This window comes from uncultured Leifsonia sp. (assembly GCF_945957465.1).
GTDB lineage: Bacteria > Actinomycetota > Actinomycetes > Actinomycetales > Microbacteriaceae > Leifsonia.
Genome location: NZ_CAMFLC010000070.1, coordinates 1 through 13,346 on the forward strand (window position 1 = coordinate 1; position 13,346 = coordinate 13,346).

At 68.9% G+C, this 13,346-nt stretch carries 15 protein-coding genes; 3 read left to right on the forward strand and 12 right to left on the reverse strand.

Annotation, left to right across the window (positions count from 1 at the left end; genetic code table 11):
• The 4 genes from Q0Q23_RS18410 to Q0Q23_RS18425 form a co-directional block, all read right to left on the reverse strand.
• Positions 1-1,322, reverse strand: a 1,322-nt coding sequence (locus Q0Q23_RS18410; RefSeq protein WP_295127664.1) for a dihydrolipoamide acetyltransferase family protein, incomplete at its 3' end; no start/stop codon positions are given.
• A 23-nt stretch (positions 1,323-1,345) separates the two neighbouring features.
• Entirely contained in the window at positions 1,346-2,305 is a 960-nt protein-coding gene (locus Q0Q23_RS18415; protein ID WP_295127700.1) for an alpha-ketoacid dehydrogenase subunit beta, read from the reverse strand.
• A gap of 383 nt (positions 2,306-2,688) precedes the next feature.
• The gene (locus Q0Q23_RS18420; protein ID WP_295127667.1) at positions 2,689-3,828 is read right to left on the reverse strand and encodes a thiamine pyrophosphate-dependent dehydrogenase E1 component subunit alpha; all 1,140 of its coding nucleotides are present in this window, start codon (positions 3,826-3,828) and stop codon (positions 2,689-2,691) included.
• Between the two features lie 4 nt (positions 3,829-3,832).
• Positions 3,833-4,942, reverse strand: coding sequence for a pyridoxal phosphate-dependent aminotransferase (locus tag Q0Q23_RS18425; RefSeq protein WP_295127670.1), 1,110 nt, complete (start codon positions 4,940-4,942; stop codon positions 3,833-3,835).
• 118 nt (positions 4,943-5,060) lie between these two features.
• Here Q0Q23_RS18425 and Q0Q23_RS18430 point away from each other — a divergent pair, with 118 nt between their 5' ends.
• Positions 5,061-5,450, forward strand: coding sequence for a phage holin family protein (locus tag Q0Q23_RS18430; protein WP_295127673.1), 390 nt, complete (start codon positions 5,061-5,063; stop codon positions 5,448-5,450).
• Between the two features lie 75 nt (positions 5,451-5,525).
• Positions 5,526-6,905, forward strand: a complete 1,380-nt coding sequence (purB, locus tag Q0Q23_RS18435; RefSeq protein WP_295127676.1) for an adenylosuccinate lyase — start codon at positions 5,526-5,528, stop codon at positions 6,903-6,905.
• A gap of 42 nt (positions 6,906-6,947) precedes the next feature.
• Here the strand turns inward: purB and Q0Q23_RS18440 are convergent, their stop codons facing one another.
• The 5 genes from Q0Q23_RS18440 to Q0Q23_RS18460 all read right to left on the reverse strand — a co-directional run bounded on the left by Q0Q23_RS18440 (position 6,948) and on the right by Q0Q23_RS18460 (position 9,315).
• Complete coding sequence (locus Q0Q23_RS18440) at positions 6,948-7,322, reverse strand: hypothetical protein (RefSeq protein WP_295127679.1); 375 nt, start codon at positions 7,320-7,322, stop codon at positions 6,948-6,950.
• Complete coding sequence (locus tag Q0Q23_RS18445; protein WP_295127682.1) at positions 7,319-7,918, reverse strand: DUF308 domain-containing protein; 600 nt, start codon at positions 7,916-7,918, stop codon at positions 7,319-7,321. The genes Q0Q23_RS18440 and Q0Q23_RS18445 overlap by 4 nt, the downstream gene beginning before the upstream one ends.
• 119 nt (positions 7,919-8,037) lie before the next feature.
• Positions 8,038-8,544: a hypothetical protein gene (locus Q0Q23_RS18450; protein ID WP_295127685.1), complete on the reverse strand. Its 507-nt coding sequence runs from the start codon at positions 8,542-8,544 to the stop codon at positions 8,038-8,040.
• Between the two features lie 78 nt (positions 8,545-8,622).
• Positions 8,623-8,994: a DUF4287 domain-containing protein gene (locus tag Q0Q23_RS19990; protein WP_363316268.1), complete on the reverse strand. Its 372-nt coding sequence runs from the start codon at positions 8,992-8,994 to the stop codon at positions 8,623-8,625.
• A 24-nt stretch (positions 8,995-9,018) separates the two neighbouring features.
• The gene (locus Q0Q23_RS18460) at positions 9,019-9,315 is read right to left on the reverse strand and encodes a DUF4190 domain-containing protein (protein ID WP_295127688.1); all 297 of its coding nucleotides are present in this window, start codon (positions 9,313-9,315) and stop codon (positions 9,019-9,021) included.
• Between the two features lie 318 nt (positions 9,316-9,633).
• On the opposite strand from Q0Q23_RS18460, the gene Q0Q23_RS18465 reads away from it, so the two are divergent.
• Complete coding sequence (locus Q0Q23_RS18465) at positions 9,634-10,524, forward strand: hypothetical protein (protein WP_295127691.1); 891 nt, start codon at positions 9,634-9,636, stop codon at positions 10,522-10,524.
• Positions 10,525-10,678: 154 nt separating this feature from the next.
• Here Q0Q23_RS18465 and dnaB read toward each other — a convergent pair whose 3' ends face one another.
• The 3 genes from dnaB to rpsR all read right to left on the reverse strand — a co-directional run bounded on the left by dnaB (position 10,679) and on the right by rpsR (position 13,330).
• Positions 10,679-12,052, reverse strand: coding sequence for a replicative DNA helicase (dnaB, locus tag Q0Q23_RS18470; RefSeq protein ID WP_295127694.1), 1,374 nt, complete (start codon positions 12,050-12,052; stop codon positions 10,679-10,681).
• A 547-nt stretch (positions 12,053-12,599) separates the two neighbouring features.
• Complete coding sequence (gene rplI / locus Q0Q23_RS18475) at positions 12,600-13,052, reverse strand: 50S ribosomal protein L9 (RefSeq protein WP_295127697.1); 453 nt, start codon at positions 13,050-13,052, stop codon at positions 12,600-12,602.
• A gap of 14 nt (positions 13,053-13,066) precedes the next feature.
• Positions 13,067-13,330: a 30S ribosomal protein S18 gene (rpsR, locus tag Q0Q23_RS18480; RefSeq protein WP_018189012.1), complete on the reverse strand. Its 264-nt coding sequence runs from the start codon at positions 13,328-13,330 to the stop codon at positions 13,067-13,069.
• Between the last annotated feature and the right edge of the window lie 16 nt (positions 13,331-13,346).

Consider the following 13,346-nt stretch of genomic DNA (forward strand, 5'->3'; position numbering starts at 1 on the left):
GTCGTCACGTAACGCGGACGCACCTCGCCGTCCACGACCCACGGCTTCTGCTTGATCGTGCCGAGGGCGACGATGCCGACCTCGCCGGGGTTCAGGATCGGGGTGCCCGTGTCCATCCCGAACACGCCGATGTTCGTGATGGTGATCGTGCCACCCGCCATGTCGGCCGGGGGAGTCTTTCCCTCGCGCGCGACCAGGGTCAGGTCCTCGAGCGCCTTGGCGAGCTCCAAGAGCGACATGCCCTGCGCCTCCTTGACATTCGGGACGATCAGGCCGCGCGGGGTCGCCGCCGCGATGCCGAGGTTCACGTAGTGCCGGACGATGATCTCGTCGTCGGTCCACGTCGAGTTCACCGTCGGGTTGCGGCGCACCGCCCAGATGATCGCCTTGGCGACGATCAGGAGCGGGGAGATCTTCACGCCGACGAAGTCGGCCGAATTCTTGAGGCGCTTGACGAACTCCATGGTGCGCGTGGCGTCGACATCCACGAACAGGCTCACGTGCGGGGCGCTGAACGCGCTGTTCGTCATCGCGGTCGCGATCGCCTTGCGCACGCCCTTGACGGGGATGCGGTCCTCGCGGTCGTCGGGCCACGCGGGCGTCTGGATGTTGCGGAACACGCTCGCCTGGGTCGCCTCGCGCAGCACGTCGTCGCGCGTGATGTCGCCGATCGGACCGGTCGGCGTCACGGTGGTGAGGTCGACCCCGAGGTCTTTGGCCAGCTTGCGGATCGGCGGCTTGGCGATCACCGGGGCGCTTCCGACCGGCGATGCGCCGGCGGGCGCAGCAGCGGGCGGCGGCGCCACGTCCGGCGCGGCCGCCCGGACCGCCTGCGCCGTGGCTGCGGGAGCCGGATTCTGGGCGGCGGGCGCGGGAGCCGGGGGCGTGAAAGCGATGGGGATGGACGCCGTGCCCGGATGGGTGACCCGGCGTCGGCGGCTCGTGCCGTGACCGGCTGCGCCGTACCCGACGAGCACCGCACCCGCCTTCGGCTCGTCGGCCTCGTGCGACACGGTCTGTGCCGCGTCGGCCTCCGCCTGCTCGACCTCGCTCACCGGGGCGGAGGGCGCGGCGGCGCTGTCGCCGGCCGTGACCGTGATGATCGCGGTCCCGACCTCGACGGTCTGACCCTCCGAGACCAGCAGCTCACCGACGGTCCCCTCGAACGGCGACGGCAGCTCGACGAGCGACTTGGCGGTCTCGATCTCGACGATCACCTGGTTGACCGCCACCGGCTCGCCCGGCGCGACCTTCCACGAGACGATCTCGGCCTCGGTCAGGCCCTCGCCGACGTCGGGCAGCAGGAACTGGGACTCGCTCATGTGCGACTTCTTTCGTTCGGCGCTCAGTAGGCGAGCGCGCGGTCGACGGCTTCGAGGATCCTGTCGGCGTCCGGCAGGTACACGCCCTCGAGCTTGGCCGGCGGGAAGGGGGTGTCGAAGCCGGCGACGCGCAGCACCGGCGACTCCAGCGAGTAGAACGCCTTCTCGGAGACGGCGGCCGCCACTTCGGACGCGACCGACACGGTGCCGGGCGCCTCCTGCGCGACGATGAGCCGCCCGGTCTTCTGCACCGACTGCACCACGGGACCGTAGTCGATCGGCGACAGCGAGCGCAGGTCGACGACCTCGATGCTCCTGCCCTCCTCCGCTGCGATCTCCGCTGCGCGCAGGGCCACGGGCACCATGCCCGCCCAGGCCACGACCGTGGCGTCGGTTCCGGTGCGGACCACGCGGCTGGCGTGGAGGGGCACACCGTTCTCGACGGTGTCCACCTCGCCCTTGGGCCAGTAGCGGCTCATCGGCTCGAAGAAGATGACCGGGTCGTCGGAGGCGATGGCCTCCTGGATCATCCAATAGGCGTCGTGCGGCGTCGATGGTGCGACGATCCGCAGACCGGCGGTGTGCGCGAAGTACGCTTCCGGCGCCTCCTGGTGGTGCTCGACGGCGCCGATGTGACCGCCGTGCGGGATGCGGATGACGACGGGCATCGACACCGCGCCCGAGTGCCGGTTCGTCAACTTGGCGAGCTGCGTCGTGATCTGGTCGAAGCCGGGGAAGACGAATCCGTTGAACTGGATCTCGACGACCGGCCGGTAGCCGCGCATCGCGAGACCGATCGCCGACCCGATGATGCCCGACTCCGCGAGCGGGGTGTCGAGCACGCGCTTGGTGCCGAACTCGGCCTGCAACCCCTCGGTGACGCGGAAGACGCCGCCGAGCGGGCCGATGTCCTCGCCCATCAGCAGGACCTTCGGGTCGTCGGCCAGGGCACGGCGCAGACCGGCGTTGAGCGCCTTCACCATCGGCAGCGACTGGAGGCGCGGGCCGTCTGCAACGCGTTCGGGCTGCGGTGCCGGGGCGGCGCCTGCGGCGTCCGAGCCAGCCGTCGTACCGTGCTCGTCGCCCGGCTCGTCGTGCTCCCCGGCCTCGGCGTCGGTGCCCGCGTCGATGTCGGCTGCCCCCACGAGCTCGGTCTCCGGCACGGCGGCCGACCGGTCTTCGATCGCGAACTCGCGGGTCCACTCCTGCTCGGCCACGTGCTCTTCGAGCACGAGGGAACCGGGCTCGCTCTCCACGATCTCCACGACGTCGATCGCCTGGGTCTCCGTCGCGGGCTCATCGTTCTGCATGGTCTCGTCGTCGATCAGCTCGGCCTCGACGTAACCGGTCTCGCCTCTGAAATCGCTCATGCGTCACCTCCGAACGACGCTTCGTACTCTTCGAGCCATCGCCTCTGCTCGTCCATCACGGGATGCGGCTCACTGTAGACGTGCTCGAACAGGCTTGCAGCGGGCGGCTCCGGGAGTTGCATCGTGCTTCGGCGCACGTCGGCGGCCAGATCGGCCGCCTCCTCCTGCGCCGCGTCGAAGAACGCCTGGCCGACGCCCTGCTGCTCCAGGAAGATCCGGAAGCGCAGGATCGGATCGCGCTCGGCCCAGTAGGCCTCCTCATCGGCGGTGCGGTATTTGGTCGGGTCGTCGCTCGACGTGTGCGCACCCATCCGGTACGTCAAGGCCTCGATCATGCTCGGGCCCTCGCCGTTGCGGGCGTCGTCCAGGTGCTTCGCGGTCACCGCGTAGGCGGCGAGAACGTCGTTGCCGTCGAGCTGCACACCGGGGATGCCGAAGCCGCTGGAGCGCAGATAGAGCGGCGTGCGCGACTGCGTGGTCACCGGAACCGAGATGGCCCAGTGGTTGTTCTGCAGGAAGAACACCTGCGGCGTCTGATAGCTGGCCGCGAAGACGAAGGCTTCGCTGACGTCCCCCTGGCTGGTCGCTCCGTCGCCGAAGTAGGCGATGACCGCCTCATCGGTGCTCGCGTCGCCCGTGCCCACCTTGCCGTCGAGCTTCACCCCGAGCGCGTAACCGGTCGCGTGCAGGGCGTGCGAACCGATGACGAGCGTGTAGAGGTGGAAGTTGCGCACGGCCGGGTCGGTCGGGTCCCAGCCGCCGTGCGTCGTGCCGCGCAGGAGTCCCATGATGCCCACCGGGTCGATGCCGCGGATCATCCCGACGACGTGCTCGCGGTACGAGGGGAAGAGGCTGTCCTGCGGCTTCGCGGCGTGGGCGGAGCCGACCTGGGCGCCCTCCTGACCGCGACTGGGGACCCAGAGGCCGAGCTGGCCTTGACGCTGGAGGTTGGCGCCTTCGTTGTCGACGGCGCGCACGCGCACCATGTCGCGATAGAACTCGCGGTAGTCGTCCTCGCCGAGTCGCTCGAGGTACGGGAGGTACTCGCCGGCCAGATCGCTCGGCTGGAAACGGCCGTCAGCGGTCAGCAGCTGGACGGTGTTCGCCGGGCGCGGGGTATCGTTCGTCGCAACCACCGTTCTAACCTAACCGCTTGCCCGGGTGCCCATTTGGTAGGTTCCGCACAATATCCGCGGCGACCTGCAGGAGTTTATCCACAGATTCCTGCTCCCCCACACTGATCCGGATGCCCTCCGGCGGGAATGCTCGGACGGTGAGGCCGGCATCGAAGAACGCGTCGTTGGCTGCGGCTGTCTGCTCTCCGGTCGGCAACCACACGAAGTTGGCCTGCGACACGGGGACGTTCCAGCCCTGCTCCACGAGCGCTTCGCGAAGCTTGTCGCGCCGCATGGCGATGCGGGCCACGCGTTCCATCAGCTCGTCCTCTGCCTCGATGGAGGCGAGCGCCGCGACGCGGGACGCGTCGGTCACCGACAACGGGATGGCCGCCGACCGCGCGGCGTTCAGGACGGCGGCGGGGCCGACGGCGTAGCCGATCCTCAGCGCGGCCAGGCCGTACGCCTTCGAGAACGTGCGCAGGACGACGAGGTTCGGGTAGCGGGAGAGCAGTGGAATCCCGTCGACGGACTCGTCGTCGGTGACGAACTCGTAGTAGGCCTCGTCGAGCAGCACGAGGAGGTCGCGGGGGACCCGCGCCATGAACGCTTCGAACTCGGCAGCGGTCACGACCGGGCCGGTCGGGTTGTTGGGGGTGCAGACGATCACGACGCGCGCGCGGTCGGTGATCGCGTCGGCCATGGCCGGCAGGTCGTGGCCGCCGTCCGGCCGGTTCGGGACCTGCACGCTCGTGGCACCCGCGACGGTCACCAGCCCCGGGTAAGCCTCGAACGACCGCCACGAGTACACGACCTCGTCGCCGACACCCGCGGCCGCGGAGATGAACTGCGCCAGCAGGGCGACCGAACCGCTGCCGAGATGCACCTGCTCGAGCTCGACGCCGTGCCGGTCGGCCAGCCGCTGCCGCAGGTCGGCGCCCCCGGCGTTCGGATAGCGGTTCAGGTCACCGAGCGTCGCCGCGACGGCCTCCACGACGGAAGGCAGCGGGGGATAGGGGTTCTCGTTGCTGGACAGCTTGAAACCGTCCGCGGGCGCCGGCCGGCCCTGCTTGTAAGCGGGGACCGCCACGATCTCGGGCCGCAGCCGCACGCCGTGCGCGTCTTCGTCAGTCACAGACCCAACTTAGTCGCGGCTGCATGCCGTCGGGAGAATTCCTCTCGTTCGCCCGGCCCCGCGCGACTCCAGCGGCGAGCCCCTGCCGCGCACGCCTCCGCTTTGGGAGGATGTCGGCATGCGATTCCTGCTCAAGGTGATCATCAATGCCGTGGCTCTGTGGCTGACGACCTTCATCGTCTCAGGTGTCACCGTCGTCCCGTACGCCCAGGACGGCACGGCGACCGTTCTGACCTATCTGCTCGTCGCGCTGATCTTCGGCGTGGTCAACGCGGTGGTCGGGACCGTGGTCCGCGTCATCACGTTCCCGCTGTACATCCTCACCCTCGGCCTCATCTCGTTCGTGGTGAACGCGCTGCTGCTGCTCCTGGTGTCGTGGATCAGCAGCCTGATGGGATTCGGCCTGCACGTCGACGGGTTCTGGGCGGGTCTCTGGGGCGCGCTCGTCCTCGGCATCATCGGGTGGCTCATCGGCCTGATCTTCCGGCCGCTCACGCGCGATCGGTGACGGGCGGCCACTGAGCTCCACGCGAGTGCGGGAGAATAGGAGCGATCCCACCACGCCGATACCGCGAGGAGCCCCATGACCGCCCTGCCTCCCCAGCCGCTCAGTCCTCTGGACGGCCGTTACCGCTCAGCGGTCCTCGGTCTCGGCGACCACCTCTCCGAGGCCGGCCTGAACCGGGCTCGCGTGCAGGTGGAGGTCGAATGGCTGCTCTATCTGACCTCCCACCGCATGTTCGGGTCGAACCCGCTCACCGACGAGCAGGCGCGCCAGCTCCGCGCGCTCGCGGACGACTTTGGTCAGCCTGAGATCGACCGGCTCGCCGAACTGGAGGCCACCACCAGGCACGACGTCAAGGCCGTCGAGTACCTGGTGCGCGAACGACTCCACGCGCTCGGACTCGACCGCATCGCCGAGCTCACGCACTTCGCCGCCACGAGCGAGGACATCAACAACCTCTCCTATGCGCTGACCGTCAACGCCGCTGTCGCGCAGGTCTGGCTTCCGGCATTCCGTGCGGTGATCGCCGAGTTGCGCGCGCAGGCGCTCCAGTACCGCGACGACGCGATGCTGGCGCGCACCCACGGCCAGCCGGCGACGCCGACGACCATGGGCAAAGAGCTCGCGGTCTTCGTCCACCGTCTCGAGCGCCTGCGCGCTCAGATCGACGGCACCGAGTACCTCGGCAAATTCAGCGGCGCGACCGGCACGTTCGCCGCCCACCTCGTGGCCGACCCCGACGCCGACTGGCCGCGGATCTCACGCGAGTTCGTGGAGAGCCTGGGCCTCGACTGGAACCCCCTCACCACGCAGATCGAGTCGCACGACTGGCAAGCCGAGCTCTATTCGCGCATCTCCCACGCCAACCGCGTCCTCCACAATCTCTGCACCGACATCTGGACGTACATCTCGCTGGGCTACTTCCGGCAGACCCCGGAGCCCGGGGCGACCGGTTCGTCCACCATGCCGCACAAGGTCAACCCGATCCGCTTCGAGAACGCGGAGGCGAACCTGGAGCTGTCGAGCGCCGTGCTCGACTCACTCGCTTCGACGCTGGTGACCAGCCGCCTGCAGCGCGACCTCACCGACTCGACGACCCAGCGCAACATCGGGGTCGGCCTGGGCCACTCGCTCCTCGCCCTCGACAACATCCAGCGCGGCCTCGCGCAGATCTCGCTCGACCGCGACGCCCTCGCCACGGACCTCGACCTCAACTGGGAGGTGCTGGCCGAGGCCATCCAGACCGTGATCCGTGCAGAGGTCACCGCCGGCCGTTCCACCATCTCGGACCCGTACGCCCTGTTGAAGGAGCTCACGCGCGGCAAGCGCGTCGATCACGAGGCCCTCACCGCCTTCGTCGACGGCCTCGACATCGGTCAGGCCGCCAAGGACCGCCTGCTGGCGCTCACTCCCGCCGCGTACGTCGGACTCGCGTCGCAGCTGGTCGACCGGCTCTGACCGAGCGGCCGGCCGCTGCCGGTGAGGGGCTGCGCGGAGAGCTCAGTGGCCGGTCGGCCGGTCCTCCTCCGGGGCGTCGCCCCTGCTGTCGTCGGCCTCGGATGCGGCGGTGTCCGCGGACTTCTCCGCTGCCTTCTCCCGAGCTTCCACGTCCTGCTCGTGGATGTCCTCCACCTCGGCCGCCGTGGGCTTGAACGCAAGCGCGAACAGTGCCATCAGGACGAGCGAGAGGATGAATGCGACCCCGAGTGCCACGGCGGCGAGGATGAACTCGCGCGTCGCGATCAACACGATGAGCCCGACGAAGACGCCCAGGCCGATCGAGATACCGAGGAGCTCGGCAGGCAGGAAGCGGTCGCGTCGAGTCGGCTGGAGGCTGTTGGTCACACTGAGGTCTTTCTTGTCGCGCTTGGTCACGATCCGCCTTCCGCGCGGCCGGTGGCCGCGGCGCTGCGCGCTGCCGAGCGCAACGATGCCGCACCGATTCCCTGGAAGACGCCGACGATGACCGCCCAGGCTCCGAAGAGCCCGATGGCGAGCACGGCGTCGGCCGGGACGATGAGGAGCGCCAGGGCGAGGATGGCCGTCAGCGCACCGGTGATGAGCCAGTCGCGGGCGGCGGCGTCCCGCCGACGCTCGCGGACCCAGCTGTAGAGCTCGAGAACGCCCGTGAGCGCTGCCCACACCGTCACGAGATAGAGGAAGAGCCCGAGACCGCCGCCGTTGAGCGCGAGGGCGACCACGCCGGCGACCACGCCGACTGCGCCCTGCACGGCGAAGAGGGTCTTGGTGAGACCGGGAGCGCCGAAGAGGACAGTGAGGACACTGGTCGCCAAGCCGTCGAGCACGGCGAACAGGCCGAAGACGATGAGACCGAACTGAGCCGTGTGAGCGTCCCGGGTGAACGTGACGGCGGCGGCGGTCGCGAGCGCCACGAGCGCGCGCACAGCGGGGACGACCCAATAACGGCTCGGGTTCGGATCGCCCTGCTTCTGGGGAACGGCGGGTGCCACTCGGCGACCTCTCTCAGTCAGGATTCGCTCCCCAGTCTAGTCAGGGGCTTCCTGCGCGTTTGCCGCGCGCGGCGGCCTCCCGGTGTCCCTTCTCGAATCGTTGCGGGAGGTGATCGCGGTTACACGGAGACAGAGTCGGCGGCGGGTTCGACCCGCGCCCAGCCGATGAGCGCGGCGAGCGCGCCGACGACGAGGACGAAGGCCCCGGTCGGGAGGATCGTCGCTGCGACCGCGTGGTGCCAGCTCAGCGAGATGAGGATGCCGGCGACGCCACCGAAGACGGCGACGATCGCGAAGGCGGCCGAGACGACCCGGGCGACTCCGGTCTGCAGCGCCGCCCGCAGGGCGAGGGCGGTGGCGACGATCGCCCACGTCGCCACGACCGGCAGTGCGACGATGGTGCCGAGCTCACCGGCCAGCAGCAGACCCGGTACGACGTACACCACGGCGCTTGCGAGCAGCAGGGCCGCGCCGATACCGGCGAAGGCCGCCAGGCGCGAGCGTTCGGCGCCGAGCCGGGCGACGGGCTCGATCAGGCTGGGCCACGTGAACGCGAGAGCGAACGACACCACCGCGAGCGCGACGGGGCCGGCGCCCTGCAGCAACGGGATGAGGATGGTGTTCATTGTTCCATTCCAGGCGAACCCGACCGTCGGCGCGTCAGCCCTCAGGATGATTCCGCGCGTGCGCCCGCTCGCCTGCGTTCATTCGCTCCTGGCGAGCTCCGCCCGCGCATAGCCCACGATCGCGTTGGCGTGCCCGTGACCCATCCCGTATTCGGACGTGAGCCACGACACGACCGCCATGTGCGATTCCCCGCCATCGAGGCGTTCGACCGTCAGGTCGAGCCACTCCGGGGCGCTCGTCCAGAGAGCTCTCGCTCGTGGTGCCTCCCGTCTCCGGTTCAGCGGGATCCCCTGCGCGGGCGACGAGGCCGAATCCGCTGCTCGACGACGTGCCCATCCGCGCGAATGGCGCGCTCGGGTGACAACGCCCGTGCCTGTCGAGGTGGTCTGGAGGGGTCCGTGCGGCGTCGAGCCGACGATGGGCTGTCCGTCTTCGTCGACGACGATCAGGCCGAGGAGCTTGCGGCGAGTGTGTCAGTGGAAGCGAGACACGATGAAGACGATCGCCCAGAACAGGAACCCCGCGGCTCCGATGATCATGCCGGCGAGGGCCAGGCCCTTCCCTCGGGCGCGACCCTGTGCCGCCGCCCGGAAGCCGCGGCCCGAGAGCGCAGCCCCCATCGCACCGATGAAGCCGAACACGAACAGGCTCAGACAGGAGATCACGAATCCCCAGATGGCCAGCTGGCTGAACGGCGGCCGCTGGACCGGCTGCGCGGCCGTCCCCTGCACGTCCGCCTGCTGACCCTCGACCAGCTCGTCCTCATCCACCGTGGCTCCCCCTCCTGCGACGCACCGAGTCGGCTGGCACGACTGTAGCGGGATGCGACGCACCTGCGTGATGTGAGCGACCCAGGATGAGAGCACTCTCAGCACCGCGGCGCGCGCGCCCGAGGTAGCGTCACGGGATATGGCGACCCTCTGGCATCGGCTGACGGCGTGGTGGAGGCGTGAACGCGCGTACGAGCCTCCGTCGGGACGACTCACCACGGACCCGGTGAGACGGCTCCCGAGCGGCGGGACGATCCAGCGCCTGCCGGGCGACGACGCCGCGCCCGGCGCGCCGGGCGCCCGAGCGGATGACCATCGGTGAGTTCGGAGGAGGGCACGACGGCGGCTGTCCCCGACGTGGCACTGCTCTTGGACGATGTCGGCTGGCACCAGGGCCGAGCGTCCCGGCAGGCCGTTCTGGCCTTCGTCGCATTGGGTGCGGGCATCGTGCCGATGATGCGCCTCGTCCTTGGGTTGCGTTCGTCGCCGGCGGCGGAGGATCCCTGGGGTCCGATCGACGGGGTGGTCATCGTGGCAGGGCTGCTGCTCTGGTGCGCGGCAGCGGTCTCCTTCTCGGCCGCGCGACGACATGCGCGCCTCGCGGCCGTTCTGGCGTCGTGCCAAGTCGTGGACGGGGGCGGTGCCCGGGTTCGCGACGCCTCGCGGGCGCGAATTCTGCGGCGCCAGGTGGAGAGTGGTGCGTGGCGGGTGCTTCCGGTCGACGCCCTCCTGGACCGGGACCGGTACTTTCAGCTGCTCATCGCCGCCCGTAACCGGCCAGGCAGCCGGCACGAACGGCTCCAACGGTTCGGACGACAGCTGGCCTCTCGCTACGGGCGGGCCGTTGTCATCCGGCGCCTGGCGCTGGGCGTGCTCATCGCGGTCGCGATCGGCGCAACGGTCCTGGGCGTGGTCGGGATCGTCGCAGGAGGCACAGGCCGGCACGCGCTGGTGACGACGGCCGTCGCCACCCTCTTCGCCGTAATAGCCGTGTCCCCCGTGGTCGGTATTCTGCTGCGACGAAGTCCGGTCGGTCTCCTGCACCTGGCGGACCCGCTCTTCGTGCGGTTGCGGGAACAGGATCCCCGACTCACCCGCGGCCAGGTGGCCGCGATGCTCAGGAAGCCACGGCTCTATGACGTCTGGCTCGGCGTGCGGGTTCGGAGCGACGACGAGTCGGACGGTGCTGGGTCAGGGAGTGAGCTCTGATCATTCCGTCAGGTGCGTGGCGGAGTGATCGAGGCACTTCCGAGGAAGTCGGCCGGCCCGGGCCAGCGAGTCGAAATGTCCAAATAGACATGGCCTGGACATTCTGAGCGAGAAATGGACATTTCTCGGAGGAACCTACACGGCTCCGCACCGATCAGATCGGCGCCATGTCGGTGAAGCGGGAGTACATCCCCTGGAAGGCGACCGTCACGGTGCGGGTGGGGCCGTTGCGGTGCTTGGCGACGATCAGGTCGGCCTCGCCCGCGCGGGGGTTGTCCTTCTCGTAGGCGGACTCACGGTGCAACAGGATGACGACGTCGGCGTCCTGCTCGATCGAGCCGGACTCGCGGAGGTCGCTCAGCGCCGGCAGCTTGTCGGCCCGCTGCTCCGGTCCACGGTTCAGCTGCGACAAGGCGATCACAGGGACCTGCAGCTCTTTGGCGAGCAGCTTGAGCGCGCGCGAGAACTCGCTGACCTCCTGCTGACGGCTCTCGACGCGCTTGCCGCTGGTCATCAGCTGGAGATAGTCGATGATCACCATCTTGAGCCCGACGCGCTGCTTGAGCCGGCGGCACTTGGCGCGGATCTCGACCAGGGTCATGTTCGGGCTGTCGTCGATGTAGAGCGGCGCGTCGTTGATGCGGCCGCGCGTCGAGGCGATGGTCGTCCAGTCACGGTTGTCCACCGTTCCCTTGCGCATGTGCTGCAGCGGGACCGTCGCCTCGGCCGAGAGCAGACGCATCGCGATCTCGCTGCGCCCCATCTCGAGCGAGAAGAAGATGGTGGGCATGTCGTGCTTGATGGCGGCCGCGCGCGCGAAGTCGAGCGCGAGCGTCGACTTTCCGAGCGCCGGGCGCGCGGCGACGATGACCATCTGACCCGGGTGGAGGCCGTTGGTCAGTTCGTCGAGCTCGGCGAAGCCGGTGGGGACACCCGTCATCGAGCCGTCCTTGTGCTTCGCCGCCTCGATCTCATCGATGGCGACGGTCACGGCCTCCGTCAGCGGGACGTAGTCCTCGGCCTCCTGAGTGCCGGTCACGGAGTAGATCTCCGCCTGCGCGTTGTTGACGAGGTCGAGCACCTCGCCCTCGGCCTTGTAGCCCATCTGCGTGATGCGGGTACCGGCCTCCACCAGGCGGCGTAGGAGCGCCTTCTCGGTGACGATGTTGGCGTAGTAGCCGGCGTTGGCGGCGGTGGGGACGAGGCTGGTGAGCGTGTGGAGGTACTCGGCGCCACCCGCCCGCGAGAGCTCGCCGAGCTTGGTGAGCTCGTCCGTGACCGTGATCACATCGGTCGGCTCGCCGTGCGAATACAGCGAGAGGATCGCGTCGTAGATGATTTCGTGCTTGGGAATGTAGAAATCGGTGCCGCGCACGACTTCGACGACGTCGGCCACGGCGTCCTTGCTCAGCAGCATGCCGCCGAGGGCGCTCTGTTCGGCGAGGAGGTCGTGCGGAGGGGTGCGCTCGGGGGAGCGGGCCTCGCCCGGTTCGCGGCTGTCTGCGAGACCGATATGGGCGATCGACACGTTCTCTCCTCACTTCTCCTGTTGGGTGCGCACCGTCGGGTGCGCCGCCTCCAGCCTGCGCCGCCTCGGGCTCGGCGGTGCGCGGGCACGCCGATGAAGGCCGCTCCGGGCGTGTCGGAGAGGCCGCACCGAAGCGCGCCCGATCGCAGACTACGGACGGCCACCGACAACGTCCCGCATCATCGTTCAGCTCTGTGCGGGCCGATCCTCGGCGGTCTTCCGTCGACGTCGCTCCACCCTATGGACCGGCCCCCGTCCACCACAACTCGGCCTGTGGATAACCATGGGGATAATCTGCGAGAAACGCCGACGCGTCTGTGCAGAAGATGTGGGAACTGCTGTGGAAAACGATTCGGTTTCTCAGACAAAAATAGCTTTGACCAGGGACTTTACAATCCACAGGCTGTGTGTAGAAATCTCTTCTCGACCTGTGGTCGAACCTCGTCGGCGGTTCATCGCGACTGTGGATGGAGCCGGGGAAAACTCCCTTAACGAGGTGTAGCGGCGGACCGAAGCCCGCCGCTACACTGTGCTGTTTCTGCAACCGCTACTTGGCGGCGACCACCTGCAGCGAGATGACCGCCGAGAGGTCGTCGTGCAGGCGCACGGTGGCCTCGTGGTCACCGGTCACCTTGATGGGGCTGGGGATCTCGATCTTGCGCTTGTCGAGTTCGCCGATGCCGGCGGCCTTGACAGCGTCCGCGACGTCCCCGGTCTTCACCGAGCCGAACAGACGGCCCTCGCGGCCGGCCTTGACGACCAGCTTGACGCGGGTGGCCTCGAGCTTCGCCTTGAGGTCATGAGCCTGCTCGATCGTGTGCAGTTCGCGAGCGGCGCGAGCCGCCTTGATCTGCTCGACCTGCTTCTCGCCACCGCGGGTCCACGCGATGGCGAAGCCCTGGGGAACGAGGTAGTTGCGTGCGTAGCCGTTCTTGACGTCGACGACGTCACCGGCCGAACCGAGGCCGGTGACCTCGTGCGTGAGAATAACCTTCGACATTCTGTCTCTTCTCCTTAACGGCCCGAGCCGGCGTAGGGGAGGAGGGCCATCTCGCGCGCGTTCTTGACGGCGCGGGCGATCAGGCGCTGCTCCTGGACGGAGACACCGGTGATGCGGCGGGCGCGGATCTTTCCGCGCTCCGAGATGAACTTCCGCAGGGTGGCGACATCCTTGTAGTCAATGACGCCGACGCGGACGGACTTCGCCGGTGCGGCGTTCTTCCCGTCCTTGCCCTTGCGGATCGGCTTGCGGCGGTCGCCGCTCGACTTTCCAGCCATGATTTCCTTTGCTTTC

Excerpts from the sequence above, each read along its gene's own strand:
- rplI (WP_295127697.1), bottom strand. The coding sequence starts at position 13,052 with ATGTCGAAGGTTATTCTCACGCACGAGGTCACCGGCCTCGGTTCGGCC.
- rpsR (WP_018189012.1), bottom strand. The coding sequence starts at position 13,330 with ATGGCTGGAAAGTCGAGCGGCGACCGCCGCAAGCCGATCCGCAAGGGC.
- Q0Q23_RS18430 (WP_295127673.1), top strand. The coding sequence starts at position 5,061 with ATGCGATTCCTGCTCAAGGTGATCATCAATGCCGTGGCTCTGTGGCTG.
- Q0Q23_RS18450 (WP_295127685.1), bottom strand. The coding sequence starts at position 8,544 with ATGAACACCATCCTCATCCCGTTGCTGCAGGGCGCCGGCCCCGTCGCG.
- Q0Q23_RS18415 (WP_295127700.1), bottom strand. The coding sequence starts at position 2,305 with ATGGTGAAGGCGCTCAACGCCGGTCTGCGCCGTGCCCTGGCCGACGAC.
- purB (WP_295127676.1), top strand. The coding sequence starts at position 5,526 with ATGACCGCCCTGCCTCCCCAGCCGCTCAGTCCTCTGGACGGCCGTTAC.